Consider the following 24,846-nt stretch of genomic DNA (forward strand, 5'->3'; position numbering starts at 1 on the left):
CGAAGCCCTGGAGTTCAACCCTGCGTCGCGGACCTTATTTGGGCTACTGCTCGAACTCACTTGTGGGGTGTGGTGAGCTGTGTCTCGTCCGTACGGTCGGGGGCATGGAGCTGACCTTCTACTCCAGTGAGGGCTGGGAGTCCTGGGGGCTGTCGGGGAAGCCGACGATTCCCGAGGGGATGGCGTTCCTCGTCGACGATGACCTTCTGTTCGAGGACGGCCGAGGGGTGCGCGCGACGGCGCTGGTTTTGCCGGAAGGGACGGTGCCGTACTGCCCCATGAAGCCGTGGCGAGCTGCTGGTGCTGGTGCTCTCGCGCTTGGCAACCAGGATGGCTGGACTTCGTCGAAGACGGCGAGGGCTTGAGCGGGGTCCGGGCTCACGAGGCGTTCCAGACCGGCCGTCGTGATCTTCGCCCACCTGCCGGCCCGTGCCCACATCTGCTCCTCGAAGGCGCGGACGGCCTTGTCCAGATCTCCAGGACCGGGGGCGGCGGCGATGGACTCGGCGAGTTCTGCGCCTTCCAGCATCGCGAGGTTCGCACCCGCCCCCAATGGGGGGCATCAGGTGGGCGGCGTCGCCCAGCAGCGTCACCCCGGGGACGTGGGCCCAGGTGTGGGACACGGGCAGGACGTAGAGGGGGCGGTGGACGAAAGCGGTGCCGTGGCGGAGGAGGTCGAGGACGGGAGTGGCCCAGCCATCGAACAAAGCCAGCAGGCTTGATCGCACGGCCTCGACGTCGGCCAGGTCCAGGTTCGTGTGCCAGGTCTGAGGTTCCCCCGGTGTGCGGGAGGTGCTGATCAGCTGGTCGGATGACGGGGTTTCAGGTTCGTTCGTTCGGCCGTTGCCTGGTCGGCGTAGTGCTTCTCCTCGAACTCGATCGGGCTGAGGTAGCCGAGTCGTTTCTGGATGCGCCGGGAGTTGTAGAAGCCGTCGATGACCCCGTTGCCCAATTGGGTGAACGCCTTTGATCTCGGTCTTGGCAGGTGGTCGAGAGGTGGACCCTGAGGTGGGGCTTGGGCAGCCCGCCTGTGATTCGGTCTTGGGGCGGAGGGTCGGGTGTCGATGCGGGCGGCGCCGGTCGGGAGGTTCCTGAGGGGACCCGGATGGTGGCATGGGCTGCGTTCCCAAAGGGCTGTCTGGCGATGCGGGTGCGGGACGCGCTTGGTCCGCTGTTCGACGACGAGATCTTCAGGTCCGCCTTCGGTGGGCGTGGCCGTCCTGGTGTTGCCCCGGGGCAGCTGGCGTTGGTCGAGGGGGCGGCGGGCCGCGCACGGCATGAGGGGCGCCCCGATGCTGTGCAGTGCGTGCAGAGCGCCCGCCGGCATCGTGACACCGGCCCTGCGATCGCGCCGCGCTGAGCACGGCATCCGTATGACGGTCGGCGGTCTCGCTGCTTGGGGGAATGAGTGCGTTGCCCGACCAGGGATGCGCACGCGGGTCGGCGTCGCGCCGTCGCGTTCCGGCAGACCCGAGTCCACGACTGCGTCCTGGTGCTAGCGTCCGATCATGCCTGGGGTGGAGGAGTGATGGAGAGCATCACAAAGAACCGGCAGTCCGTTGAGGCACTTCGCACCATGGTCGCCCGCGCGTACGGCCCGGACGAGGTGTGTGATGCGGGCGAGGACTGGTTCAGGGAACTGAGCGACGGCTGCTTCAACGTGGTCTACCGGATCCGGCTACGCTCCGGCGCCCAGGCCGTGCTCAAGATCGCGCCGCCGCCGGATGTTGAGGTCATGACCTACGAGCGAGGAGCCATGACCACCGAGCTGGAGGCGTTGCGGCTGGTCCGGGAGTACACGAAGGCTCCCGTGCCGGAGGTCGACTTCGTCGATCAGTCCCATGAGGTGTGCGACGCCGACTACTTCTTCATGACGTACGTGGACGCGGACAACCTCAACACCGTCAGCGACACCCTGGCCAAGGCGGAGAGCGACGCGTACGCCGAAGGGCTCGGTGTGATCACCCGCGAACTCAACGCCATCCCCGGCGGCGCTTTCGGCTCGCTGACCGGTCCGGGCGACAGTACGTGGCGCGCGGCCTTCCTGCGGATGGTCGAGGAGCTGCTGGGAGACGGCGAGCGACGCGGCGTCGTCCTCCCGCACGGCTACGACGTGGTCCGCGACGTCGTGGCCGCCGATGCGGATTCGCTCGAGGAGGTGACCGAGCCCCGGTTCGTCGAGTGGGACCTGTGGCCCGGCAACTGCATGGTGCGCGACGGTCGGATAGTGGCGATCATCGATCACGAGCGGGCGTTCTACGGTGATCCGCTGATGGAGTTCGGCTTCGCAGGAAGTGAATCGAGCGCTTATGGGGACGCCACGGCTTTCACCCGCGGCTACGGCCGCCGGCCGTTGACCGCGGCCGAGCGGACCCGCCGGCGGCTGTACAACCTTCACCTCGCTCTGGTCCAGATCATCGAGACGACCTTCCGGGCACACACCAACACCGAGCAGTATGAGTGGGCGTGCGCGCGACTACGAGAGACCGTGGCCCTGCTTGGCAGGTAGGCCAGAGACAGCTCCTCAACACCCCACGCCCACGCGGTACGAGAACCCTTCGAAACCCGCACGACGAACTGCCATCACCTACGTGCCGGTTCATCCGGCGACCAGCAGGTCGACGGCGGGCCGGTCCCCCCATCCCCCCGGGGAAAGCCGTCAGGTCCGGTGGGCAGCGCCCGCCCGAAGCGCGGCGGCCGACGACGACGCGCAGCAACACCCACAGGCGCGACCCCCCGGAGTACTCTTGTTCCCGCCCCGACCGCCACTACCAGGGAGGGGCGGGGACGAGAGTGATGAGCGGGATGTCGGACCCCACACCAAGCCCCCCACACAGCCTGAACAGCCGTTTCCCTCCACCCGGACAAAAGCCGTTGAGGGGCGCCTTACGAGCTCGCGCGCGGTAGGCGGTGAGGTATCGGGTTTTCGATCGTTGATCATGGTCGTGTGGTGGGGAACGCATCTCGTGCAGCAATCATCAACGACCGGAGGATCACGGGTCCTTCGGCCGATGTGGTCGCTGACCTCGTTGCCGGAGTAGGTCCGTTGTGGCATGAACGGCACCAGGCCAGGCTCGTGTCCAGGCCAAGGAAGCGGGCTGTGGGCGCCGGTGCCGCGCTGTCTGCCGAAGCGCTCAGGCTCGTAGCCCCCAGCAAGGTGGCGGGGGGTGTCGTACGCGGATTGGGCAGCCGGGGGCCGGGCGGCCGGGCTCAGTGTTTGCGTAGGCGTTCGAATCCCCTCGCGCCGGACCTCGGCGCAGCTATCGTACGGTGACGTCCTCCAGCAACTCCGCGACCGTGAACCGGGATCCATAGGACTGCCGGGCGCCGTCGATGACCAGGAGGAAGCCGTCGCCGTCCCGGAACAACCTGCGGCGCTTGGGACTCAGAGGATGATCTGGCTTATAGCGCCTGGCACGCGTCTCCAGCTCCACCAGCGCCTCGTCGCGCGTTCCATTCACATACGTCAGCACGTGGGCCTCGGAGTGCTTGCCCTCTCCCGCGCCCACGGTCGTCTCGACGATCAGTCCCCACGTTGTCATGCATCCCCTCCCGTTCGGATCAACGTACGCCACAGAGGCCCAGCAGGTCAGACTGCGCCGGGAAAGGGCACACGAAACCCTGAGGCACAAGACCGAAGGTGACATCAAAGCCCGGTTCTGGCACAGATCTTGGGGAGCGGTCGCGGAGGGTGACGTTGGCGTTCGATTTACTCAGAGCGCGATCGGCCGGTACGTCAGGTCGTCCGCGATCCTCACCCGCACCCATTCCCGTCCCTTGGCCTTGTGGGCAGTTGAGACGATCACCAAGCGACGCTTCGCCGCGGAGTCCGGGTCTGGCTTCGTTCACTATTATCGACAGCGTTTGTCGATGAGCTTGTGCAGCAGTCGAACGTTCGCCTGTCGGGGAATGGTCACGAGAAGTGGTTCTGGCTCAGGTTGTGTGGTGAGGGCACGCTGAGTAACCGGTTGGGGAGGCAGGAGAGTCTGGCGCTGTTCGATTGCCAGGCGATCAGAACAGGCTGGCCGATCCGCCCTGGGCGAGCTTCTTGAGGATCGTGCGCATCCACGGGCTGCGAACGGCTGGCAGCCGGACCAAGGTGTGCTGAAGGGTTCCCCGGTCGGCCCGGAACGGGCAATTGGGGTGCGGCGGGAGCGGGTCGTCGGCGAGGACGCCTTGAGACATGCCGCCCTAGGCGGGAATCGACAACCAGGGCTGCACGCCGGCGGCGGCGGGGAGCACCGCGTGCGCCCTGACCGCCGTATGTCGTACGGCGGTCAGGGCGCACGATCCGCGTATGGATCCGCGGCCGCGTCAGCCGGGCTGCTCATTGTCCTTCAGCGCACCCCATCCGTGCCAGCGGTCGATCTCGATCCACGCGCTGTAGCGGCGCCGGTCGCGCTGCCCGTAGTCCTTGCCCAGGTACTGGCGGGACAGCCGGTCGATGCCGGACAGGTCGGTGTCCTCCTGCAGGTCGACGACGCGGCCGATGATGGTCACATGGGTGTACCAGCCGCCCTCGTCGAGCACGGTGAGCGAGACCCTGGGGTCGTTGCGCACGTGCTGGAGCCGGACGCGCCCCTCGTCCATGTTGATGAGCACACGCCCGTCGTCCCACAGGTACCAGGTGGCCGCGGACACCGGCTGGCCGTCCCGGCGCAGCGTGCAGATGACGGCGGGGTTGGCTTTCTCCAGCATGGCGACGGCGGCTTCGGGCAGGGGCGGCTTCGACACGGGTCATCCTCCACGGCGTAAGGCGGGACGCTTCTCGATCACCAGCATGATTGCCCGGGGCAGCGCCGCGCGCACGCACCGCCCCGCGCGCAGCCGGGTCTGGTGCTACGAACTCCGGACCTCGAACTCCGAGAGCTGACCGGCCGGCCAGCCGCTGTTGGCCGTGACCGTCAGCCGGAACCAGCGCTGGACGGTGGCGGGCAAGATGAGGGTGACGGTGTTGTCCGCCGCCGGGTCGAAGGCGTAGGCGGCTGCGGCCTTCACGGTGGTGAAGGTGGAGCCGTCCGCGCCGGCCTGCAGGGACAGCGTCTGAGTGCGGGCGCCCCAGCCGGCGGGGAGCCGGAGCACCACGCGGGAGACGCTCCGCGCGGCCCCGAGGTCCCCCCCGGCAAGCCAACGTGTTTTCTCATCCTCGTGGGAACAGCACCGGCCACCGCCGTGGAGGCGCAACGCAGCGCACGCGTGTGCTGACCGTCGTCTCTGACGGCGGCAGGTGGCTCAGTCAGCGTTCGAATGCTCGGTGTGCTGTGCTGCCTCCCAAGTCATGAACATCTGCTGTCCAATCTCGGTTCTGGCACAGATCTTGGGGAGTCGTCGCGGAGCGTTACCCCGAGGTTCGAATACGAGGAGACGGGTTCGCGTGAGACCGCGTACGCCTTGTCGTCCGACGATCAGAATTGACGCTCCCTCAGGTGTCTGCCGGCCGCTGCTGCGGTCGGTTGTGGACGGTGATGGTGCTGGCCATGCAGACCGATGCACCGTTCTGGGACTCGCTGGTGTTCGACGGGATCGACGATGTGGATGTCGAGGCCGTGACGGCAGCCTTCGGCACGGTCGAGGTGGCGGCGAGAGGCCGCGCGGCTGGCTCAGCTTGTCCGGACTGCGGCCGCTTCTCGGACCGAGTCCACGACCGATACCAGCGCAGACTGAAGGACCTGCCACTCGCTGAACAGGGCTTCGTGATCCGGCTGACGGTCCGGCGCTTCATCTGCGGAACGCCGGACTGCCCGCGCCGGACGTTCGCCGAGCCGTTCTCCCGGCTGGCCGCCCCGCACGCACGGTTCACCACGCGGCTCAACCACGCCCTGGAGCGGGTGGGGCTCGCGCTGGCCGGGCGGGCCGGAGCTCGGCTGGCTGCCCAACTGGGCTTCGGCGCGGGACGGATGACCTTATTACGCAGGGTCATGGCATTGCCCGATCCGCAGTTCAGCACGCCGCGTGTGCTGGGCGTGGACGACTTCGCGATCCGTCGCGGCCAGACGTACTCCACGGTCTTGACCAGCGTCGAAGACCATCGCGTGGTCGATGTGCTCCCGACCGGTGAAGCCGGGCCACTGGCCGCCTGGCTGATCCGCCACCCCGGCGTGGGGATCATCTGCCGGGACCGGGCGGGCGCCTACGCCGAGGGGGCCCGGCGCGGTGCCCCCGACGCTCTGCAGGTCGCCGACCGGTTCCATCTGTGGCAGGGCCTCGGTCGAGCCGTGGAGACCTGCGTCGCCGCCCATCGCGACTGCCTGCGCAGTCCTTCGCCCAGCGGCATGTTGCCGGAGGCCACCACCCGACTGGCTTCCGGTCGGCCGCAGGGCGACTCGGCGCCCATCGGTCGGCGGGCCGAGCGGAAGAAGGCCGCACATGCCATGGTCCACGAGCTCCTTGCCCAAGGTCACTCACGCCGGGCGATTGCCCGGCACCTGGGATGGGGCCTCAACACCGTGCTCAAATACGCGAACACCCCACGCTGGCAGGACACCATCCGCGAGAACCCGCCCCGACCCAGCAGACTGGACCCCTACAAGCCCTACCTGGAGCGGCGATTCGCCGCGGGATGCACCAGCGTCACCCGACTGCACAGCGAGCTGATCGCCGCCAACGCACCCGTCACTTACCAGATGGTCCGCGCGCACATCGCCACTTTGCGCGGGACGCCGTCCGGGGCGCCGCCCCGGCCGCCGGCCGTGCGGCAGGTGACCGGCTGGCTCACCCGGCACCCCACGGCCCTGACCGAGGAAGACCGGGCCGGCCTGAAGGAGGTCCTCGCCCGCTGCCCCGAGCTGGACAAGGCCGCCGGACACGTCCGCGACTTCGGCGAGATACTTACCGACCGCCTTGGCAGCACGCTTCCTGCCTGGATCGACACCGTCGATGCCAGCCAGCTACCCGGCCTCACAGGCTTCGCACTCCATCTGCTCCGAGACCTCGACGCCGTGAGAGCCGGACTCACTCTGGACTGGAGCTCTGGCAGCATCGAGGGCGCCGTCAACCGCATCAAAAAGATCACGCGGCAGCTCTACGGGCGCGCCGGATTCGAACTACTCCGCAAAATGATCCTGCTCCAGTAGCACTCCAAGCCCTCCGAACCCTTCGCCAAGACCGAGAACGGACAACACCCAGAGGGCTGGGGCGTGTCGGCACCGACGGACATAATGCCGCTGTGGACCTGAGACCGGAGTTGTTGCCCCCGCCCGTGAGCCAGCAGCGACTGAACGAGCTGTGCGCTGAGGTCGAGTGGATCGCTGAGTTGCTGGTCGCCCGCCCGGAAGTGGCGGGCGAGGCGATCGAGGCGTTCAACGCGATGACCGGGCACGACTACGTGGCTCTCGACTTCGCTGAGTAGGGACGGAAGCAGGAGCCTGGAGCAGTTCGCGAGGGAGGCGGCCCGGCCGGCTCGCCCCGTGGTTGCCGGCATCACCCGGGACGAGCTCGTTGAGATCGTTCGCAGACTCCTGACTGCCTCTGCGGAGAGCGACTACTATCTGCGGCTCCTGGAGGCGAACGTGTCGCATCCCCGGGTGAGTGACCTGGTCTTCCATCCCTCGGACATCACTCAGGGCCCGTCTGCGGAGCAGATTGTCGATGAGGCTCTGAAGTACCGGCCGATCGCGCTCTGAGTAAATCGAACGCCAACGTCACCCTCCGCGACCGCTCCCCAAGATCTCTGCCAGAACCGAGAAGTCACGTCACGCAGTAACCCGACCGGTGGATTGTCCGGGCAGGCCGGACCGGCGTCCTCACCTCCGGAGACAGATTGCAGATGCATCTACATCCAGGCGAGACCGAGGCCGTTGGCTGGCGGGTGGTGACCGTGCACGCCACCGTCCGGCAACTGCGCGATGCATCAACCGACGTCACCGGACGTCCGCGGGTGATCGCGATCGACGGCCGGGGCGGCGCAGGCAAGACGACCCTGGCCGAGCGGCTACGCAAGGTGGCGCCCAACTCCGCCATCGTGCACACCGACGATGTCGCCTGGAACCACGCCTATTTCGACTGGGGTGCCGTGCTCGTCGAGAACATCCTGCAACCCCTGCACCGGGGTGAGGCGGTGGATTTCCGCCCTGATGCCTGGATCGCCCACGACCGGCCCGGATCGATCACCATCCCCGCCGATGCCGACTTCATCTGGGTGGAGGGCACCGGCATCATCCGCGAGGAGCTTGCCCCGTGGTTGGACGCCTCGGTGTGGATGCAGGGTGACCTCGATGAGCAAGAGCGCTTGTTGGTCGTCCGCGACGGTGACTCCCCCGAGCAGCTGGAGCACGTGACGAACTGGCTGCTGGAGGAACTGCCGTTCATGTTGCGAGAACAGCCGTGGGCCCGAGCCACCATGATCGTCGCCGGCCCTCCGCGGATCGACCATGACCCGGACACCGAGTTGGTCGTCGCCCCGCCGACCAGCCCTTAGGCCGGCCGACCCAGGTCCCCCGTAGCCCATGCCGGCAGAAGTACATCTCACGCTCCACCGATCTCCACCGCGATCAGGGAGTGCATGACCGCCACGGTGGAGAACTCGTAGCAGTAGTAGGGCTGGCGCAGCAGCTTGCGGGCCGTACGGGGTGGCCTATCTGATGGTAACGATGCGGAAGGTGGCGCTGGAGCAGCTAGACGGTCTTGGCGCACGCCTTCCTGTCTCAGGGCTTTTCGGTCTATTCATCGTGGTCAGCGGCAACGTGGAGCAGTTGCGGCTCGGGCGCGAACCTAATGGAAACGCCGCGCCTTTGTGGTCATGGGACGACCTGGAGTGATCCAGTCGTGCTCCGCGGCCGCGCAGCCGGTCTCGCCGAGGCGCGTCCACGCGCGGGGCGCGGCATCCCTGCCCCCTCGGCGGCCTGGGAGGCAGGTTGAGTTGGGTTACTGGTAGCCGGAGGTGCGGGTCAGCGTTTGAGGCGCCCGCGGATGGCGAGGACGCCGGGGCGGTCGAGACGCCCGACGCTCGGTGAGCGGCCCGGCTGCGCGAGTGGGGCACGTCCGCGCAGGACATCGCCGACCGGGCCGGGCTGTCCGTGACCCTGGTCCGCCGCGTCCTGCGCGGCGTGGCCGACTCCACCCTGCGCTTTCTCGCACTGCCAGACTGCGCCTCACAGTCACCAGGGTCGGGGCAGTTCGGTGCGTTCGTCGGAGAGCTGGTGGAGGAGGTCGGCGTCGCTGTCAGGCAGGGGCCGGCCGAGCCGCTGGACGACGTTGCGGTGGAGGAGTAGTGCAGGGCTGTCACCTGTAGTGTCGAGGGGTGCCCATGCGGTGGCGGTGGTGCGTTCCCTCCGGTCGGCGCACGGGTTGCCCCTGGACGGCATCGTCGCGGCGCCCGCCGGTAGTCCGCACGGCGCGCCTTCGCCCTGGATGTCCCTAGCCGACCTCGAGGACCAGCTTGCCGCGAGTCTTACCGCTCTGACTCAGGCGGAACGCCTCAGCGGCCTCGGCCAGCGGCAGGGCACGGTCGATGTGGACCTTGAGCTTGCCCGCGTCGGCGAGTTCGGCGAGTTCGGCGAGGTCCGCGCTGTCGGGCCGCACCCAGACGTGGTGGCCGCCCCGCTGTGTCACGCCGGGGTCGACGATCGAGGCCAGTCGGCTGGGGTCCTTCAGCAGGTCCTGGGAGGCGGCGACCGCGTCACCGCCGACGTTGTCCACCGCGGCGTCGACGCCCTCCGGCGCGAGCTGCCGCACCCGGTCGATCAGGCGGTGGCCGTCCCCGTAGGTGACCGGTTCGGCGCCCAGGGAGCTCAGGTAGTCGTGATTGCGCTCGCTGGCGGTGCCGATCACGCGGGCTCCCATGGCCACGGCGATCTGCACGGCGAACGACCCCACACCGCCGGCTGCCGCGTGCACCAGGACCGTGTCGCCCTTGCTGACGCCCACCCGGCGCAGTGACTGCAAGGCCATCAGCCCCGCCAGAGGCACGCCGGCCGCCTGCCGCCAGTCCAGCGAGGCGGGCTTGCGCGCGAGGGTGCGCACCGGCGCGGCGACGAGCTCCGCGTAGGTGCCGTGCTGCACCTCGTCCTTGCGGACGTAGCCGAAGACCTCGTCGCCGACCGAGAACTCGGGGGTGTCCAGGCCGACGGCCTCCACGACGCCTGCGACGTCCCAGCCGGGCACGAGCGGGAAGTGGACGTACATGATCGGGTCGAGGTACCCGGCGACGATCTTCCAGTCGACAGGGTTGACGCCGGCGGCCTTCACCCGGACGAGTACCTGGTCCGGGCTGACCTTGGGGTCATCGGTCTCCGCGAATTCAAGCGTTTCCGGACCGCCGTAGCGGTTGGTGATGATGGCTCGCATGACCGAAGCCAACAGGCCGGGGGCCGCGGTTCTTCCACGGCTGGCCGCCCGGGCCGGTCCGTTCAACCCTGTTGGCGGCACCGCCGGCTGCGCTCCGGCCGGCCGACCGCGTCTTCTCCGACCGACCGCCCTGAGCTCAGTTGTCATCGCGGTGAGCGCGCCTGTCTCGCAGCAGTCCCTCTTCGGCGGGATCCGGTCGGCGGCTGTGAGCGTGGTCAGCGGCAGCGCGGTCGTCACTGCGCTGACGATGGCCAACGCCTCCTGGGAAGCCGTGGTTCTGACCGTGGGTGCCACGTTCTTGATCTCGCTCGTTCTCGGCCTGGCCAAGATCGTGGTACCCGATGAGTCCGAGCACAAGCGGGACCTGGTACTCGAATACTTCCGCTACCGCGAGCGCCGGGCTGAACTGCGCAAGCGCCGACGGCGACAGAGAGAAAGTGTGAATCCGCAGGAGCAGCGCGACCGGTCCACTGGAGGTGATCGCACACTTCCGTGATCGCTGCCGGAGGTCGGCCCGGCTGTCGAGTAAGAGGACATCTCATTTGGCGTGTTCGATAGTCTGCGGTCGTGGACATCGTGGAGCGCCTGGTGCCGGATGAGCTGTGGGAGTTGTTCGCGCGGGTGGTGCCGCCAGCCCCGACGCGGCCTCAAGGTGGTGGCCGACGGCGGTACGGGGATCGCGAGGTGCTGGCCGCGATTGTGTTCGTGGCCACGTCAGGGTGCACGTGGAAGCAGTTACCGCCATCCTTCGGCCCGTCGGGGCCGACCGCGCACCGCCGGTTCAGCGAATGGAGCAGGGCCCGGGTCTGAGCCAAACTGCACCGCCTGGTGCTGGACGAACTCGGCGCTCGCGGAGACCTGGACTGGTCGAGGTGTGCGATCGACTCGGTGAACATGCGGGCCCTGAAAGGGGGGACCTGACAGGTCCGAATCCTGTCGATCGGGGCAAGAAAGGCTCGAAGATCCACCTGGTCACCGAGCGGACTGGTCTGCCCCTCTCCGTGGGCATATCGGGCGCCAACCTCCACGACAGCCAGGCCCTGCAGTCCCTGGTCCGCGGGATCCCGCCGATCCGCTCCCGCCGCGGCCCACGCCGACGCAAGCCCGCCAAGCTGCACGCCGACAAGGGCTACGACTACGACCACCTGCGTCGGTGGCTGCGCAAGCGCGGTATCACGCACCGCATCGCACGCAAGGGCATCGAATCCCCACACGGCTGGGCCGCCACCGCTGGACGATCGAGCACACCATGGCCTGGCTCGCCGGCTGCCGTCGGCTCCACCGCCGCTACGAACGCAAAGCCGAACACTTCCTGGCCTTCACCGCCATCGCCTGCACCCTCATTTGCTACCGCCGACTCACCAAATGAGACGACGTCTTAAAGAATTCGGTGAGGAGGCTGTCGCCGGCAGAGCGTCGCTATCATCGGCACCTTCGACGGCCGCATCCTGGCCGGAGAAGTCAAAGCCAGTCCCGATGACTTCAATGCAGAGCAGATCGTCCACGAAGCTCTCACATACCATCCGATCGCACTGTGACCTGCAAGCTCCGTCAGCCAGCGGCCACCCCCGCTGTTCGGCGCGGGCGCGGGTTGCTGGCGGAGCCACGCCGACCCTGCTGCCCGGGGCGGCACGCGCGACGGGTGCCTCAGCGCTGGAAGACCGCTGTCGCCACGGGCACCGCCAGCAGCAGGCTGAGCCCGATCAGGGGCAGCCGGTCCAACCACAGGACGGCGGCGAACTCACGCAGGGTCGCGGAGAGCCAGTACGCGGGAGAGGTCGGCGCCCCCACGACGTGGACAAGGACGCCGGCGCGACGGGCCAGCAGGGCCGTGCGGTAGACGTGGAAGCCGCTGGTGACCACCGTGGCACGGTGCCCGGAAGCGGTGCGGTCCATGAGAGCCGCGCTGAAGCGGAGGTTCTGCCCGGTGTTCACGGAGCGGTCCTCCCGCACGATCCGGTCGGCAGCCACCCCGCGTGCGCGCAGGTAGTCGGCCATGGCGTCCGCCTCGGAGCGCACCTCGTCGTCGCCCTGGCCGCCCGAGACGACGAACACCACACCGTCTGCGTCCGGTGCGCCGGCGTCGTCGACCGCGAGGGCCCGCTCCAGCCTGCGGCGCAGCAGCGGACCGGGCCGGTCGCCATTGAGCCCGGCGCCCAGGACGACGACATGGGTGGTCTCCGGCGGCGGGGTGCTGCGGCCCCGGACGAACACGTAGACGGTGAAGGCGAGGAAGAGCAGGCTGAGGTATCCGGCGGCCGCGTTCACCGCCACCATGAGGGCACCCGCCACCTCGCCCCCGGCAGTCTGGACGACCGCGTCGAAGCCGAGCACCGCCAGCAGGGCGCAGCCGGCGGCGCCGGTGGCCAGCAGGGACGCCTGCGGTCCGTAGCGCCGGACCAGGACGATGCTGTCGACCAGCAGGAGCAGGCCCAGCGCGAGGGTCATGAGCAGGGCGGCGACGGCGAGCACGGTCACGACGGTGGGGTGAGTCTCCGCACTGCGGGCGGCCTCGCCGAGCCCGGCCGACGTCACCGCGAGGCAGAACAGGACAGCGGTGGAGAACCGGTGCGGCGCCAGCACGGCATGGACGACGCCGCCCACGGCGAACACCGCCGCAGCAACGTACTCCGGGTACTCCGGCACGTCCCCCACCACTCCGCTCTCCCGCCCGCCGGGCCCGACCCCGTCCGCCCGTCGCCGCCTGCGCATTTCCGGACCCGCGCACCGCTGCGGGGCCCGGTGCGGACGCCGCCGAACATCCTCGCAGACCCGTCGGCGGGAGCCCACGGAATCCGGGAAGGGTTGAGCCCTCCGGGCCCAACCCGACCGGACCGACACGGGAGTGAGGGACTGTCAGAGCGTGTGTGAGGGGTTGTGGGCACCCTCCGGGCACCCACACAACCTCTGACGGCCCCTCACGGGCCGTCAGCACCGCGCCAGCTGCCACGCACTCCAATCCCCCGAGCCGCATCTGACACCCCGGCGAACTGGTGCCGCTGTGGCGGCGCCTGACCCGGCACGGCCGGATGCTGTCCCTCGAGGCGAACCTCGGCGACGCCGCACTCCGCGAACTGCTGGCCGACGAAGACGGCGAGGCCGGTCAGACCGAGGTCCTGCCCGGCGTCACCGTGCACGGCATGGACATCGGGAAGTGGCTGGCCCGGCAACGGCGGGCACGTCATCTGACACCCCTCCGGGATGCGTACCAGGCGGAAGTCCTCGTCGGCGGGCCATGGGTCACTGGCCTTTCCGGACAGTTCAACGCGCCTTCCGGTGCGTTGGCTCCGCGTCGGCGCAGCGTGCTGGGCGGTTCTTGCCCTGGGGACCAGGGTGCCGTCCACGATGAGCACGGTGTCCTTGGCGAACCGTTTGCGGGGCTGGAGCGCGAGCATCGGCCCAAGATGGTCGATCACGCGGTCCGCCGCGGATTTAGACACCCCGAACAGCGGGGCGAGCTGGCGCATCGTCAAGTTCGTGCGCCAGTACGCCGCGACCAGCAGTGCCCGGTCCTCCAAGGACAGGCTCCACGGCCGACCCTTGCGGAAGGCATCCGCACCCTCACGCCGCAGCACCGTCACCAGCTTCCCGAAGGCACGGGGGCTCAGCCCGGTGAACGGGGCTATCCGGACACCTCAGGCGGTTAGCGCGTCAAGTCTGTTGCTATGGGCGGTCGAACAGATGGGGCAGGTGCTCGGGGCCAGAGTGGGATGATCTGAGTGTGGAAACTCCTGATCCTTCGTTCCAACGTCGTCTGCTGAACGAGGCGCTGACGATAGTGGCGGCACCTGCGCGGGTCCAGACAGCATGGCTGGAGAAGCATGGTGTCGTGACGGCCGAGATCGCCCTCGACTTCGATCACGCATTCCGCATGGCCGACGGTCTGGTGGAGGAAGGATTCCTCAGCCGTGATGTCCTGCCCGAGCTCCGGCTGATCGACTCGATCTTCGATGAGATGAGCTGCGACGAGTCCACGGATCGATGGACAGCTGCGGCTCTGTTCAGCGATGTGGGGTGGATCCGTGCCCGCGTGCTGGCTCAGCAGGTTCTCGCCCGTGAAGGCGTGAACGCCTCGCCGCTGCCAGACATCTCTGTCGTCCGATAGCGGGCCCCGACAGATCAGGCCGCTGCCCCCTGTGGGACGACGTTGCCCTCAGGGAAGGCCACAGCCTCGTCGAAGTGCTGTCCGTGCTGGGGGCAGTGGTAGAGCTGTCCGATCATGCGATTGAAGAGGTTTCCCTGGGCGGCCGCATGCCAGTCTCCGTGGTTGTCCCGGCGACGGCGGTAGTGGGCCTTGGCACCGGGTGAGGCGGTGATGGAGGAGAAGGCCCAGACGTAGCCGGCGTGGTTGAGGCGGTCGTTGTTCACCCAGCGTCGGGTGATGCTCGACTTCTTGCCAGAGGCTCTGGTGATGGGCGAGGCGCCGGCGTATGCCTTGAGGCCGCGGGCGGCGGCGAACCGGGTGCGGTCGTCTCCGATCTCGGCCAGGACCCGGGCGCCGAGAGGGCTGTCGCTACCACTGGATTAGGACGGCTCGGACGCCGTGATCACACCAGCCAGCGCTGATCGTCTCACCGAGCCCGTGCGCCTGGACCGGGACTTGATCATGGGGGTATCTGCGAGAAGAGTGGGCGGTATGACGGACTCAGCAGACCTGACGCTGGCGCACCAACTGGCTGATCAGGCGGACGAGATCGCCCGGCGCCACTTCCGCGCACCCGACCTGGGTGCCGAGGACAAGGGCGACGGAAGTCCGGTCACCAACGCGGACCGCGAGATCGAATGCGTCCTGCGCGCGTCGATCCGTACGGAACATCCCGGCGACGCGTTCGTGGGCGAAGAGTTCGGCGCCCATGGGCGCAGCAGCCGCCGATGGATCATCGACGCCATTGACGGCACGGCGAGCTTCATTGCGGGCGATCCGGAATGGAGCACTCTCATCGCCCGGGAAGAACACGGCACCGTGACCATGGGCATGGTCTCCGCGCCCGCGCTCGGGCGCCGCTGGTGGGCAACGCCAGGCACCGGCGCCTGGATGGGCCCCTGCCCCTCCGATCCGTCAGCACCGCCGCATCGGCTGACGCTCACGGCAGGAGGAAACGCCAAGGATGCCGCCATCGGAATCTGGCCTCCACCACCGCGGCTAAGCAAAGCCGAACGCGTCGCCGCGGCCCGGCTGGCAGCAGGAACCGCAACCGTGCTCCCCGCACTCAACTGGGCATCTGCGGACCCCACCACGCCGCCACCCAGCAAGCCATCCACCGGATCCGGCACCTGCCATGGAGCCCTCCTGGTCGCGACAGGAAAACTCGACGCCTTCCTGCTGCTGGGCGCCGGCCCCTGGGACATTGCCGCAGTGATCCCCATCGTCGAGGAGGCCGGCGGCACCTTCAGCGACCTCTCCGGCCAGCGACGAACCGACACAGGCGCAGCTCTGTTCGCCCGACCCGGCCTCCACCAGCAGCTCCTGGGCCTGCCCAAACCCCCCAACTGACGCACAAACCAGGACCGTTTCACCCCGCCTCATGGGTTACGGGACAAGCTTTAGCGGCGATACCTCCCACGCATCCAGCCCGCTCCGAAAGCAACCGCGACAATCACAGACAGAAGGATCGCTCCAAAGATCACGGTTGCTCCGGCTGAAATCACGATGATGGTCCACCACGGCGGATCACCTTCCACAGTGCACCCCTAAGGAATCACGAGTACCAGACACGACGCCGGGCTCTAGCGAATGGTTCCGTGGGCCTTACATTGAAGCTTCCCCTTGATCGTGGACACCTGGAGACTGGGATCTTGAAGTTCCAGAGGAAGTAGCACCAGGTGGGAAGCAAGTACACGAAGCGGTACACCGAGGAGTTCAAGCGGGACGCGATCGCGCTCGTCGATTCCTCAGGCAGAACGGTCACCGCCGTTGCCCGGGAACTCGGCATCAGCTCCGAGTCCCTGCGCGGCTGGTACCGCCGGGCGAAGGCGGACCGGGGAGAGGGCGAGTCCGGTGAGCTGACCAGCGCCGAGCGCGAGGAGCTCAAGCGGCTGCGCAAGGAGGTCCGCGAACAGCAGCAGACGATCGAGATCCTGAAAAAAGCGACGGCCTTCTTCGTGAAGGAGAACGACCGGTGAATGAGTTGTACCGGTTGATCCGTGCGGAGAAGGCGAACTACCCGATCGTCCTGCTGTGCCGGGTGCTGAAGGTCGCCCGCTCCTCGTACTACGCCTGGCACGAGGGCGAGGCCGCCCGCTGCAAGCGCCAGGCGGCTGACGACGCGCTCGCGCACGAGATCACCGTGGTGCACATCGCTTCCCGGCACACCTACGGTGTCCCGCGCATCCACGCCGAACTGCGCCGCCTGGGCCGGCGGGTGAACCGCAAGCGCATCGCCCGCGTGATGCGTGAGCGCGACATCCGGGGCGTCACCCGGCGCAGACGGCGTTCGCTGACCCGGCCAGACAAGAAGGCGATGCCGGCCCCGGACCTGATCGGCCGCGATTTCCATGCCAAGCGCCCCGGGACCAAGCTGGTGGGCGACATCACCTACCTGTCCACCGCCGAGGGCTGGCTCTACCTCGCCTGCTGGCTGGACCTGGCCACCCGCGAGGTCGTCGGCTATGCCATGGCCGACCATCACCGCGCCGAACTCGTCATCGACGCTCTCGACATGGCCCACGGCCGGGGCGGGCTGGAGCCCGACTGTGTGATCCACAGCGATCGCGGCAGCGAGTACACATCGGCCCAATTCCGCGCCCGAATCCGGGAGTTGGGGCTTCGGCAGAGCTGCGGGCGCACAGGATCATGTTTCGACAACGCTGCCGCGGAGAGCTTCTGGGCCCTGCTCAAGGAGGAGATCGGCACCCGTACCTGGCCCGACCGGGCCACCGCTCGCGCCGAGGTCTTCTCCTTCATCGAGACCTTCTATAACCGCCGCCGCCTGCGCAAGCACCGGACTTTCGGCTACCTCACCCCGGCCGAGACCAGGCAGCGGCATCAGCACACCCTCGCAGCATAACGATCACGTGTCCGAGATCACGGGGAAACTTCACATGGGCTAGCGAACACGGCCACGTTGGTCGTGTCCCTTCTTGTGGTGTAGCCGATCAACGGGACGTTGTGTTGGTGGTGTTGGGTAGCGCGGGGGCTCATTCGGGAGCTCGGTGGGCTTGCGTACAGCGGTGACCAGGCCGTTGAGGGGCTCTGGAGCGGTGCTTCGCCGGAGGTTTGGGTCTTGCCAGGCTGGCCCCAGCCCGCGAAGGTGATCACCTCAAGAAAGGCCAATCATGCAGGTGGTATTGCAATGAGCTTCGATCTCTATGTCTGGCACGAGCCGATGCCGATCACGGTCGACCGGGCACTTCTTGTCTGCCAGAGCTTGGCAGACGGCGATGACACCGTTGTTCAGCCTGACCCGCGGAATCTCGCCCTCCTGGATGATCTGCTGGTCGGGTTCCCCGACCCCGACGACCCGGATGACGATGAGATCGCAGGGTAGAGCTGGTCCATGCTGCCCTCGGGCAGGTAGCGGCGGGGGAAGGCGATCCATTCGTCGTGCAGCTCGAAGAGCACGGCGGTGACGAGCCGCAGGAGGGCGTCGTCGTTCGGGAAGACCTGGACGACATCGGATCGGCGCATGACCTCGCGGTTGATCCGCTCCAGCGGGTTGGTGGACTGGATCTTCTTCCAATGTCGCTCGGGGAATGCCGCGAAGGCGGTCAGGTCGTCCTTCGCCTCCAGCAGCATCGCCTTGACCTTGGGGAACTGCTTGCCGAGCATGTCGGCGACGGTGTCGAGCTGAGTGCGGACCGCGTCGGCGGTGGGCTGGGCGAAGATTGGGCGGGACCCGGCGCTACGGCCGGTGGCCGCCGGTTTCCAGGACCTTCATCTGGGCGGTCACGAGGGCGGTGGGAACCTCCTCGATCCGATGGGCCCGGGTGTTGAACGCAGAGAAGACTGCCACGGTGGAACCCGAGCGGATGACCTGGAAACTCTGGAGTGTCCTGACGGGATCGCCGTCCACGGCGGGAGACGATGAAACGACGTCGAGTTGGAACGACACCCCCTCGTCACCCTGATGCGGATCGCCGGTGCGACGCACGTCCTCGAAGGTCGTATCCGTCGGCCACTTCATCGTGTAGGCAGTGCAGGTCGCCAGGGCCGACCGCAGTTCGTCCATCACCCGCCCAGCGTCGGCCGCGCGATAGGACACGAGTTCCATGGTGGACGCTCTCTCCTTGCTCTGGGCCATGCGCGTCACGCTGCCGAGCGGCGCGTACCTGCTGGCGCCGCCCGCCACGGCGGAGCCGACCGGCGCGCAGGACACGGGATGTGCGGCCTCCTCGTGCAGGGCACGGACGGTGCCGTCGCCGAAGCCGTCCGTGCCGGCGCCCAGCCTGCTGACGGTCCACGCCGGCAGGTCCCGCTCGTCGACCACCGCCCGTCCGAGCTGACCCTGTGTCAGGGGGCGCTGTGTCGGGCTTTTCGGCGTCGGCGTCGCGGCGGAAGCCGTTCGCGCGGCGATCTCCGCGCCCGGGGCGTGGTCCGCGGTGGAGCCCCCGTCCTTCTCGGCACCGCAGCCGACCGCTCCGAGGCCCAGGACCATGCCCGCGGCGCCGACGGCCCATCTTCGTATGACGACGTCCTTCACTGCCCACCCCTGGATCGCATCTGTGAGGGGGATGGTACGGCCATGACCTCGGATGTTGCCCCCTGGACCCCAGGGTTGGCCGTCGTGCGCGCGTAGCGAGCGGGCATGCGCTTTCACTGGGATTGGATCGAGCATCTGATGCCTGTGCCGTACCTGCCGGCCCTCGGTCCAGTCCACCGGGGCAGCCTGGTGCCCCACGTGGCCGGGTCGCCGAAGACGAACTCGCCGCCGTGCTTGGGCCGCTTGGGCCCCACCACAAGGTCGGCACCAAACCCCGGCGAAAGGGTCGAGGGCGCCGGGATCGTTCGCCTCGTGCCGCAGTACTTCGGCGTGCTCCCGCAGTACCGCGGCCGCGGATACGGGCGGGCCCTGTGGCGCGCGGCTATGCAGTGGGGACACGAACACGGTGCGGCCTACCAGATCCTCCAGACCACGGTCGGGGGCGCCTCGGACTGGCTGTGCGCGGCAGAGGGTCTGGCGTCGCTCGGCGTCATCCTCCAGGCGGAAGCCTTCGGGCCGCGCGGGCAGTGAAAGTCGGTCGGGACCCTTGGTTCCGTGGCAGGGGCTGCACTCGTGGTCCTGGGAGGGCCGAAGCGCTCACCTCTGCACACGAACAGCCCACGCGCCATCTGAATCGTGGCTTCGCACTGGAGTCGTAGGCTGCCGCGCATGGAGCACCGCGAGGTAATGCAGGGAGTCGTTGCCGTACTGACGGAAGCCCTCGAGAGACGGCGACTGGTCCGCGAAGGCCAGGAGCAGGGCGACGAACCGGTATCCGGGATGATCTCGTCGCTCCTGACGGAGCTGATGCCGAAGCTGGCGTTCGCTCCCGACGCGACCGTCCGCGACGTGACCATGGCCGTCAAGCGCGAGTGGTCACCGGCCATCGAGCAGATGGCAGCCGCATTCGCCCTGGCGTTCGTCACGCTCGCCGAGGCGCACGACGACGGCGCAGCGGATGTGTCGACTGCTGACATCCTGCGCGCGCTGGCGCTGCATTTCGAGGAGGGTGACGCACAGGACTGAGGTGATCTCGCGCGTGTTTCGGTGCTTTCCTAGGGGCTGTCCCGTAACTGCGGTTGTGGACAGCCGCAGCCCCCTCAGGTGCTCGGGTTCTTCCATAGATGTCGCTCGCCCAGGGTCCCGAATCGCACGTCTCCGCGTTCAAGGTCGACGAGGATGGGCCGGCAGCCCAACAGCTGCTCTCTCGCATTACGAGAGGCGAGGTACTGCACGGAGTTGTAGGGCACGATCAGGAGCCCGTCGCTCTCCCGTACCCGCTCTGCGCCGATGGCGAGAGGCGGCTCGTCATCGCGCTGGCTGCGCGCGAGAAACGCCACCGCGACCTGCAGGGCCTCGTCCTGCTCCATCATCCGTCTCCGGTCCGTCGGCTCGAAGAAGGCCACTTCCCCATGGCCGGCGGCACGTCAGGCAGGGAGCGGCTCGTGAACGAACAGGACGGACAGAACGAACAGGATGGCCAGGGTCGCCAGGACCGTGCCGACGCGGTGGACCGCGAGATGGCCGCACGCCTGCTGCCCGGTCCCGTTGTGCGGAGGCTGGGCCGCTGGTGGGAGGTGAACACGTCGGCTTGTGCGGACGGGACACCCGGCGCGCACACGGTCCGCTACACGCCCAGCCGGTGGGCGCAGATCACTCCGTGGCCATCAGCGCTGGCCTTCACCGGTACCGGCGGTGATGCCATGGTGAGTCGGGCGGAGGTGGCCTCGGCCGTCGCCGACGCGCTGCGGCGTGATGCCTTCAGGGAGGCGCTGGTCGCGACGTATGTGTGGGGCAAGGGCAAGCGCGGCACTCCGGGCGGCAGCGGACCGGCGACCCTGCACAAGATCCTGGCCTTCGACCGGCTGGACGCGGTGCTGGCCGCCGCGGTCACCGCACTGCGCGCGCACGGCGCACCACAGGCGTACGCCGCACTCCACCGGCGGGTTCCCGGTCTCGGGCCGTCCTTCTTCACCAAGTTTCTCTACTTCACCGGCGTCGCACTGCCGCCTGCCCGCGGCCTGCGGCCCCTCATCCTCGACCGCGTACTCTCCAGACGTCTGCGGTGGATGGCCGCTGCCGTCGGCCGCGAGAGCGGCCACGACGTGGACGGCTCGGTCGCCGCCTGGGTGTGGTCGGACGGGAACTGGTCGGCCCACCGCTACGGGGTCTACCTCACCTTCATGCACGCCGCAGCCAGCCAGTTGGCCGTATATGACAGCTGGCCGGCCAGTGGGACTCCGACCTGCTCGAATGCGCGCTGTTCGACACCGCCTGGATGGCATCCGACTAACGGCGGCCACCAACGGCACCTGCCGGTCCGGCCCCGCGTGAGTCGGTCTTTGGAGCGTCTGGCCTGTCCGCCCGTTTCATGGCGACCTGCTTCACCTGCTCTCCGCGCATGCGGGGATGATCCCGCGTACTGGACGAGGCTGGAGCGATCGAAGCCTTGCTCCCCGCGCGCGAGATGGTCCCTGCGTCCACCTGCGGAACGCGCGGTGCCTCTGCGGCCCGGTCGGGGCGGCGGGCGGGCGGGGTGCCGCTGGTAAAATGGGGGCACGCTTCGATGTCGCCGGGGTCCGTACCGAAAGGGGTACGGACCCCGGCGCGTTTCGGGCGTCGTATCGAGGAAGGTTCCCCATGAACGCGAAGCCGCCCGTTGCCGGACTCTCCCGTGCCGGCGAGCACCGGTCGGCGGCGGTGCCGCAGGCGGTCTCCGGCGGTCTGCCGCCGGCCGCGTCCTTCGACGCGCTCGGGCTGCCCGCGGAGCTGGTGGGGACGATGAGCGGCCTGGGGGTGACGGAGCCCTTCCCGATCCAGGCGGCGACTCTGCCCAACGCGCTGGCCGGCCGCGACGTCCTGGGCCGGGCCCGGACCGGTTCGGGCAAGACGCTGGCTTTCGGGCTCGCGCTGCTCGTGCGGACGGCGGGTCTGCGGGCGGAGTCGAAGCGGCCGCTGGCCCTGGTTCTGGTGCCGACCCGGGAGCTCGCGCAGCAGGTGAGCGATGCGCTGGCGCCGTACGCGCGGACGTTGAACGTGCGGCTGGCGACGGTGGTGGGCGGTCTGTCGATCAACCGGCAGTCGGCGCTGCTGCGCACCGGTGTCGAGGTGGTCGTCGCGACGCCGGGACGGCTGGCCGACCTGGTGTCGCGGCGGGACTGTCATCTGGGCCAGGTGCGGATCACGGTGCTGGACGAGGCGGACCAGATGTGTGACCTGGGGTTCCTGCCGCAGGTCTCGGAGATCCTGGACCAGGTCCGCGGTGATGGTCAGCGGCTGCTGTTCTCCGCCACGCTCGATCGCAACGTCGACCAGCTGGTACGGGGTTACCTGCACGACCCGGTCGTCGTCTCGGTCGACCAGGTGGCCGGCTCGGTCGCCACGATGGAACATCACGTGCTGAACGTGCACGGCGCCGACAAGTACGCGACGGCGACCGAGATCGCGGCGCGGGACGGCCGGGTGCTGATGTTCCTGGACACGAAGGCGGCCGTGGACCAGTTCACCCGCCATCTGCGGGCAAGCGGCGTACGGGCCGCCGCCCTGCACAGCGGGAAGTCGCAGCCGCAGCGGACGCACACGCTCGCCCAGTTCAAGGCCGGTGAGGTCACCGTGCTGGTGGCCACCAACGTCGCGGCGCGGGGCATTCACATCGACGCGCTCGACCTGGTCGTCAACGTCGATCCGCCGGCCGACGCCAAGGATTACCTGCACCGGGGCGGGCGTACGGCGCGCGCCGGGGAGTCCGGGAAGGTGGTCACCCTCGTCACCCATGGCGAGCGGCGCGAGGTGAACCGGGTGATGTCCGAGGCCGGTATCCGGCCGACGGTCACGCAGGTGCGCTCCGGGGAGGAAGCGCTGACCGCCATCACCGGGGCGAAGCGGCCGCCGGCCGGGGTGAAGGGCGGCGGCCATGTCCCCTTCGCCGGCCTCGGTACGCGTCCGGGCCGTCCGGCCAAGGAGTCCCGGAAGGCCGCCGAGGCGCGCAAGGTCGCGGAGGCCCGCGCGGCGGCCCGGACGCGCAAGGGGCGCTGACACCGGGGCCCTGCCGGGCTCTACCCGGCGCTGCGGGGGCGGCTGTGGCACGTACGCGGCCGGCGGACCGGCAAAAACGGTCCTTGTCGGACGCGCGTCACGGACACGGTCGCGGGCGCCAGGTCCGGCGCCGGGCCAGGGAGGCCGGCCACGGATGCGGTGTCGGATGCGGTGGGCGACCCAGATCGCGGGCGGCGGGCGCGCCGACGCGGACCACGGACGCGGCGGGCCGGCGCAGGCCGCGGACGCGGGTCGCGGAGCCGGACCGCGAACGCCGGGTGCGGACGCGGTGGGCGAACGTGGGCCGTGAGCACGGATCACGGACGCGAACCACGGGCCGCGGGCGCCGGACGCCGGTATGGCGGACGGACGGCACGACGAGCGGCACGGCGGACGGACGGTATGCCGCGGGCGTAGATCGCAGGGGGCGGATGCGCGCGTAAGCCGCGGGTGTGGGTCGCGGGCGCGGCGGTTCTATCCCTCGGCCGTGGTCAGCCAGGTGCCGATGGTCTTCAGTGCGCCGGGGCCGGAGTCGGAGCTGACGTTGCGGGCCAGGTCGGCGACGGAGACGGATCGCAGGGCGTTGCGCCAGGCGGTCTCGGCGTCGGCCATGGCGCGGCTGATGGCGCAGGGGGCGGGGCAGGACTCGGGCGGGGCGGCCAGCGGGCCGCGCTGGCGGATCTCGGTGCAGACGAAGGCCGGGCCGGGCCCGTCGACGGCCTCGACGACGTCGAGGACCGTGATCTGTGCGGGGGAACGGGTGAGGACGTAGCCGCCCGCCTTGCCCTGGACCGACCGGACGAGGTCGGCGCGGGAGAGGGCCTGGAGCTGTTTGGCGAGGTAGCTGGGCGAGACGTCGTGCAGTTGTGCCAGCCGTGCGGCCGGTACCGGTTCCTCCACCGAGGTCAGCACGACGCAGCAGTGCAGTGCCCATTCGACCCCGCCCGACATCTTCACGGCTTCACTCTAATCCACCCTCCCCTTGACTCGGATATCAAGTGTCCGAGTAGTATCCCGGACATCGAATGTCCGAGTAAGAGACGTGGAGTGCGTACGCGTCTCTTTGGCTATATAGCGGACATAAGCCATCAAAGAAGGGCAGGACGGGTCATGAAGATCGCGGTCATCGGCGGAACCGGACTCATCGGATCGCAGGTCGTACGGGACCTGAACGAGGCCGGGCACGAGGCGGTCCCGCACTCGCTGTCCACCGGCGTCGACGTCCTCACCGGCAAGGGCCTGGACGCGGCGCTGGAAGGCGCCGAGGTGGTCGTCAACCTGACCAACTCCCCGACCTTCGACGACGCCTCCCCCGCGTTCTTCCAGACGTCGATGGACAACCTCCTGGCGGCGGCCCAGCGGGCGGGCACCGGGCACTTCGTCATCCTGTCCATCGTCGGCGTCGACCAGGTCCCCGAGCTCGACTACTACCGCGCCAAGACCCTCCAGGAGGACCTCCTCAAGGCCGGCCCCCTCCCCTACTCCATCGTCCGCGCCACCCAGTTCATGGAGTTCATGGACGCCACCCTGTCCTGGACCGCCGACGACGACACCGTCCGCCTGCCCCGCACCCCCCTCCAGCCCGTCGCCGCGGCCGACGTCGCGGCCACCGTCGCCGACGTGGCGGCCGGATCCCCCCTCGACGGCACCCTCGACCTCGGCGGACCCGACACCTACCCGCTGGACGAGATCGGCCGCATCACCCTCGCCGCCAGGGGCGACAAGCGCTCGGTCACCGTCGACGACACCGCCGGCATGTTCGCCGTCCCGAAGGGCGACGTCCTCACCACCAAGGAGGGCGCCCGCATCGCCCCCACCCGCTACACCGACTGGCTGAAGTAGACCCCGCAGGCCCCCGCCAGGGGCTGCTCGGGTGGACCTTCCCCAA

General features: G+C 68.8%; 27 protein-coding genes and 5 pseudogenes. 18 read left to right on the forward strand and 14 right to left on the reverse strand.

The features are described 5' to 3' along the window. The first annotated feature begins 104 nt into the window (after positions 1-104). Entirely contained in the window at positions 105-365 is a 261-nt protein-coding gene (locus OHB41_RS48700) for a hypothetical protein (RefSeq protein WP_266708868.1), read from the forward strand. Here the strand turns inward: OHB41_RS48700 and OHB41_RS48705 are convergent. Both OHB41_RS48705 and OHB41_RS48710 read right to left on the reverse strand, forming a co-directional pair. Next, a pseudogene (locus OHB41_RS48705) lies at positions 329-773 on the reverse strand (FAD-dependent oxidoreductase); the annotation flags it as partial. The gene OHB41_RS48700 and the pseudogene OHB41_RS48705 sit on opposite strands and share 37 nt — an antisense overlap. Positions 774-799: 26 nt before the next feature. After that, complete coding sequence (locus OHB41_RS48710) at positions 800-952, reverse strand: IS3 family transposase (protein WP_266708870.1); 153 nt, start codon at positions 950-952, stop codon at positions 800-802. Positions 953-1,528: 576 nt separating this feature from the next. Here OHB41_RS48710 and OHB41_RS48715 point away from each other — a divergent pair. Beyond that, positions 1,529-2,509, forward strand: coding sequence for a phosphotransferase family protein (locus OHB41_RS48715; RefSeq protein ID WP_266708679.1), 981 nt, complete (start codon positions 1,529-1,531; stop codon positions 2,507-2,509). Between the two features lie 751 nt (positions 2,510-3,260). Here OHB41_RS48715 and OHB41_RS48720 read toward each other — a convergent pair. The 4 genes from OHB41_RS48720 to OHB41_RS48735 all read right to left on the reverse strand — a co-directional run bounded on the left by OHB41_RS48720 (position 3,261) and on the right by OHB41_RS48735 (position 5,184). Continuing rightward, positions 3,261-3,542 (reverse strand): hypothetical protein, encoded by a 282-nt coding sequence (locus OHB41_RS48720; protein WP_266708681.1) that lies wholly within the window; start codon positions 3,540-3,542, stop codon positions 3,261-3,263. Positions 3,543-4,011: 469 nt separating this feature from the next. Beyond that, entirely contained in the window at positions 4,012-4,185 is a 174-nt protein-coding gene (locus tag OHB41_RS48725) for a hypothetical protein (protein WP_323138635.1), read from the reverse strand. Positions 4,186-4,314: 129 nt separating this feature from the next. Further along, complete coding sequence (locus OHB41_RS48730) at positions 4,315-4,734, reverse strand: PPOX class F420-dependent oxidoreductase (RefSeq protein WP_266708683.1); 420 nt, start codon at positions 4,732-4,734, stop codon at positions 4,315-4,317. A 105-nt stretch (positions 4,735-4,839) separates the two neighbouring features. After that, on the reverse strand, positions 4,840-5,184 hold the full coding sequence (locus OHB41_RS48735) for a discoidin domain-containing protein (RefSeq protein WP_266708685.1): 345 nt from the start codon (positions 5,182-5,184) through the stop codon (positions 4,840-4,842). A 293-nt stretch (positions 5,185-5,477) separates the two neighbouring features. Between OHB41_RS48735 and OHB41_RS48740 the strand changes: the two genes are divergently transcribed. From OHB41_RS48740 to OHB41_RS48760, 5 genes are all read left to right on the forward strand, one after another. Beyond that, the gene (locus tag OHB41_RS48740) at positions 5,478-7,073 is read left to right on the forward strand and encodes an ISL3 family transposase (RefSeq protein ID WP_266708687.1); all 1,596 of its coding nucleotides are present in this window, start codon (positions 5,478-5,480) and stop codon (positions 7,071-7,073) included. Between the two features lie 92 nt (positions 7,074-7,165). Continuing rightward, positions 7,166-7,348 carry a hypothetical protein gene (locus OHB41_RS48745; RefSeq protein WP_266708689.1) on the forward strand — a complete coding sequence of 61 codons (183 nt, stop codon included), beginning with the start codon at positions 7,166-7,168 and terminating at the stop codon, positions 7,346-7,348. Between the two features lie 58 nt (positions 7,349-7,406). Further along, positions 7,407-7,622 carry a bacteriocin immunity protein gene (locus tag OHB41_RS48750; RefSeq protein WP_266708691.1) on the forward strand — a complete coding sequence of 72 codons (216 nt, stop codon included), beginning with the start codon at positions 7,407-7,409 and terminating at the stop codon, positions 7,620-7,622. Between the two features lie 194 nt (positions 7,623-7,816). Continuing rightward, a complete protein-coding gene (locus tag OHB41_RS48755; protein ID WP_266708693.1) occupies positions 7,817-8,416 on the forward strand; it encodes a uridine kinase family protein in 600 nt (199 codons plus the stop codon). Between the two features lie 181 nt (positions 8,417-8,597). Next, entirely contained in the window at positions 8,598-8,756 is a 159-nt protein-coding gene (locus tag OHB41_RS48760; protein WP_266708695.1) for a hypothetical protein, read from the forward strand. Positions 8,757-9,354: 598 nt separating this feature from the next. Here OHB41_RS48760 and OHB41_RS48765 read toward each other — a convergent pair. Further along, complete coding sequence (locus tag OHB41_RS48765; RefSeq protein ID WP_266708697.1) at positions 9,355-10,284, reverse strand: NADP-dependent oxidoreductase; 930 nt, start codon at positions 10,282-10,284, stop codon at positions 9,355-9,357. Here OHB41_RS48765 and OHB41_RS48770 point away from each other — a divergent pair. Next, on the forward strand, positions 10,283-10,780 hold the full coding sequence (locus OHB41_RS48770; RefSeq protein WP_266708699.1) for a hypothetical protein: 498 nt from the start codon (positions 10,283-10,285) through the stop codon (positions 10,778-10,780). The genes OHB41_RS48765 and OHB41_RS48770 overlap by 2 nt on opposite strands. 80 nt (positions 10,781-10,860) lie before the next feature. Further along, positions 10,861-11,653 (forward strand): annotated as a pseudogene (locus OHB41_RS48775) (IS5 family transposase). Positions 11,654-11,931: 278 nt separating this feature from the next. Here OHB41_RS48775 and OHB41_RS48780 read toward each other — a convergent pair. Continuing rightward, positions 11,932-12,930, reverse strand: a complete 999-nt coding sequence (locus tag OHB41_RS48780; protein ID WP_266708701.1) for a YdcF family protein — start codon at positions 12,928-12,930, stop codon at positions 11,932-11,934. Between the two features lie 635 nt (positions 12,931-13,565). Next, positions 13,566-13,910: pseudogene (locus tag OHB41_RS48785) on the reverse strand (transposase family protein); the annotation flags it as partial. 95 nt (positions 13,911-14,005) lie between these two features. Between OHB41_RS48785 and OHB41_RS48790 the strand changes: the two are divergent. Continuing rightward, entirely contained in the window at positions 14,006-14,389 is a 384-nt protein-coding gene (locus OHB41_RS48790; protein WP_266708703.1) for a hypothetical protein, read from the forward strand. Between the two features lie 14 nt (positions 14,390-14,403). Here OHB41_RS48790 and OHB41_RS48795 read toward each other — a convergent pair. After that, positions 14,404-14,787: pseudogene (locus OHB41_RS48795) on the reverse strand (transposase); the annotation flags it as partial. Between the two features lie 133 nt (positions 14,788-14,920). Between OHB41_RS48795 and OHB41_RS48800 the strand changes: the two are divergent. The 3 genes from OHB41_RS48800 to OHB41_RS48810 all read left to right on the forward strand — a co-directional run bounded on the left by OHB41_RS48800 (position 14,921) and on the right by OHB41_RS48810 (position 17,291). Next, complete coding sequence (locus OHB41_RS48800; RefSeq protein WP_266708705.1) at positions 14,921-15,778, forward strand: inositol monophosphatase family protein; 858 nt, start codon at positions 14,921-14,923, stop codon at positions 15,776-15,778. Between the two features lie 329 nt (positions 15,779-16,107). Continuing rightward, on the forward strand, positions 16,108-16,407 hold the full coding sequence (locus OHB41_RS48805; protein ID WP_266708707.1) for a transposase: 300 nt from the start codon (positions 16,108-16,110) through the stop codon (positions 16,405-16,407). Further along, positions 16,404-17,291 carry an IS3 family transposase gene (locus OHB41_RS48810; RefSeq protein WP_266708709.1) on the forward strand — a complete coding sequence of 296 codons (888 nt, stop codon included), beginning with the start codon at positions 16,404-16,406 and terminating at the stop codon, positions 17,289-17,291. The genes OHB41_RS48805 and OHB41_RS48810 overlap by 4 nt, the downstream gene beginning before the upstream one ends. Positions 17,292-17,677: 386 nt before the next feature. On the opposite strand, the pseudogene OHB41_RS48815 reads toward OHB41_RS48810, so the two are convergent. Continuing rightward, positions 17,678-18,118 (reverse strand): annotated as a pseudogene (locus tag OHB41_RS48815) (transposase); the annotation flags it as partial. Positions 18,119-18,125: 7 nt separating this feature from the next. Next, positions 18,126-18,923: a hypothetical protein gene (locus tag OHB41_RS48820; protein ID WP_266708711.1), complete on the reverse strand. Its 798-nt coding sequence runs from the start codon at positions 18,921-18,923 to the stop codon at positions 18,126-18,128. 312 nt (positions 18,924-19,235) lie between these two features. Between OHB41_RS48820 and OHB41_RS48825 the strand changes: the two genes are divergently transcribed. Then, positions 19,236-19,454 (forward strand): GNAT family N-acetyltransferase, encoded by a 219-nt coding sequence (locus tag OHB41_RS48825; protein ID WP_526025118.1) that lies wholly within the window; start codon positions 19,236-19,238, stop codon positions 19,452-19,454. Between the two features lie 138 nt (positions 19,455-19,592). After that, on the forward strand, positions 19,593-19,949 hold the full coding sequence (locus OHB41_RS48830; RefSeq protein WP_266708713.1) for a hypothetical protein: 357 nt from the start codon (positions 19,593-19,595) through the stop codon (positions 19,947-19,949). 74 nt (positions 19,950-20,023) lie between these two features. Here OHB41_RS48830 and OHB41_RS48835 read toward each other — a convergent pair whose 3' ends face one another. Next, entirely contained in the window at positions 20,024-20,329 is a 306-nt protein-coding gene (locus OHB41_RS48835) for a YrhB domain-containing protein (RefSeq protein ID WP_266708715.1), read from the reverse strand. Positions 20,330-20,368: 39 nt separating this feature from the next. Between OHB41_RS48835 and OHB41_RS48840 the strand changes: the two genes are divergently transcribed. Both OHB41_RS48840 and OHB41_RS48845 read left to right on the forward strand, forming a co-directional pair. Further along, positions 20,369-21,472 (forward strand): 8-oxoguanine DNA glycosylase OGG fold protein, encoded by a 1,104-nt coding sequence (locus tag OHB41_RS48840; RefSeq protein WP_266708717.1) that lies wholly within the window; start codon positions 20,369-20,371, stop codon positions 21,470-21,472. A gap of 91 nt (positions 21,473-21,563) precedes the next feature. Then, complete coding sequence (locus OHB41_RS48845) at positions 21,564-22,958, forward strand: DEAD/DEAH box helicase (RefSeq protein ID WP_266708719.1); 1,395 nt, start codon at positions 21,564-21,566, stop codon at positions 22,956-22,958. Between the two features lie 474 nt (positions 22,959-23,432). On the opposite strand, the gene OHB41_RS48850 is transcribed toward OHB41_RS48845, so the two are convergent. Beyond that, positions 23,433-23,909 (reverse strand): RrF2 family transcriptional regulator, encoded by a 477-nt coding sequence (locus OHB41_RS48850; RefSeq protein ID WP_266708854.1) that lies wholly within the window; start codon positions 23,907-23,909, stop codon positions 23,433-23,435. 159 nt (positions 23,910-24,068) lie between these two features. Between OHB41_RS48850 and OHB41_RS48855 the strand changes: the two genes are divergently transcribed. Further along, positions 24,069-24,800, forward strand: a complete 732-nt coding sequence (locus tag OHB41_RS48855) for an SDR family oxidoreductase (RefSeq protein WP_266708721.1) — start codon at positions 24,069-24,071, stop codon at positions 24,798-24,800. The last annotated feature ends 46 nt before the right edge of the window (positions 24,801-24,846 follow it).

Origin of the sequence: Streptomyces sp. NBC_01571 (genome assembly GCF_026339875.1) — a bacterium.
Taxonomy (GTDB): Bacteria; Actinomycetota; Actinomycetes; order Streptomycetales; family Streptomycetaceae; genus Streptomyces.

Bases quoted from the DNA above. Each gene is read 5' to 3' on its own strand.
- OHB41_RS48845 (WP_266708719.1), top strand. From the start codon at position 21,564: ATGAACGCGAAGCCGCCCGTTGCCGGACTCTCCCGTGCCGGCGAGCAC.
- OHB41_RS48740 (WP_266708687.1), top strand. From the start codon at position 5,478: ATGCAGACCGATGCACCGTTCTGGGACTCGCTGGTGTTCGACGGGATC.
- OHB41_RS48720 (WP_266708681.1), bottom strand. From the start codon at position 3,542: ATGACAACGTGGGGACTGATCGTCGAGACGACCGTGGGCGCGGGAGAG.
- OHB41_RS48725 (WP_323138635.1), bottom strand. From the start codon at position 4,185: ATGTCTCAAGGCGTCCTCGCCGACGACCCGCTCCCGCCGCACCCCAAT.
- OHB41_RS48715 (WP_266708679.1), top strand. From the start codon at position 1,529: ATGGAGAGCATCACAAAGAACCGGCAGTCCGTTGAGGCACTTCGCACC.
- OHB41_RS48800 (WP_266708705.1), top strand. From the start codon at position 14,921: ATGACGGACTCAGCAGACCTGACGCTGGCGCACCAACTGGCTGATCAG.
- OHB41_RS48700 (WP_266708868.1), top strand. From the start codon at position 105: ATGGAGCTGACCTTCTACTCCAGTGAGGGCTGGGAGTCCTGGGGGCTG.
- OHB41_RS48850 (WP_266708854.1), bottom strand. From the start codon at position 23,909: ATGTCGGGCGGGGTCGAATGGGCACTGCACTGCTGCGTCGTGCTGACC.
- OHB41_RS48830 (WP_266708713.1), top strand. From the start codon at position 19,593: ATGGAGCACCGCGAGGTAATGCAGGGAGTCGTTGCCGTACTGACGGAA.
- OHB41_RS48855 (WP_266708721.1), top strand. From the start codon at position 24,069: ATGAAGATCGCGGTCATCGGCGGAACCGGACTCATCGGATCGCAGGTC.
- OHB41_RS48765 (WP_266708697.1), bottom strand. From the start codon at position 10,284: ATGCGAGCCATCATCACCAACCGCTACGGCGGTCCGGAAACGCTTGAA.
- OHB41_RS48770 (WP_266708699.1), top strand. From the start codon at position 10,283: ATGACCGAAGCCAACAGGCCGGGGGCCGCGGTTCTTCCACGGCTGGCC.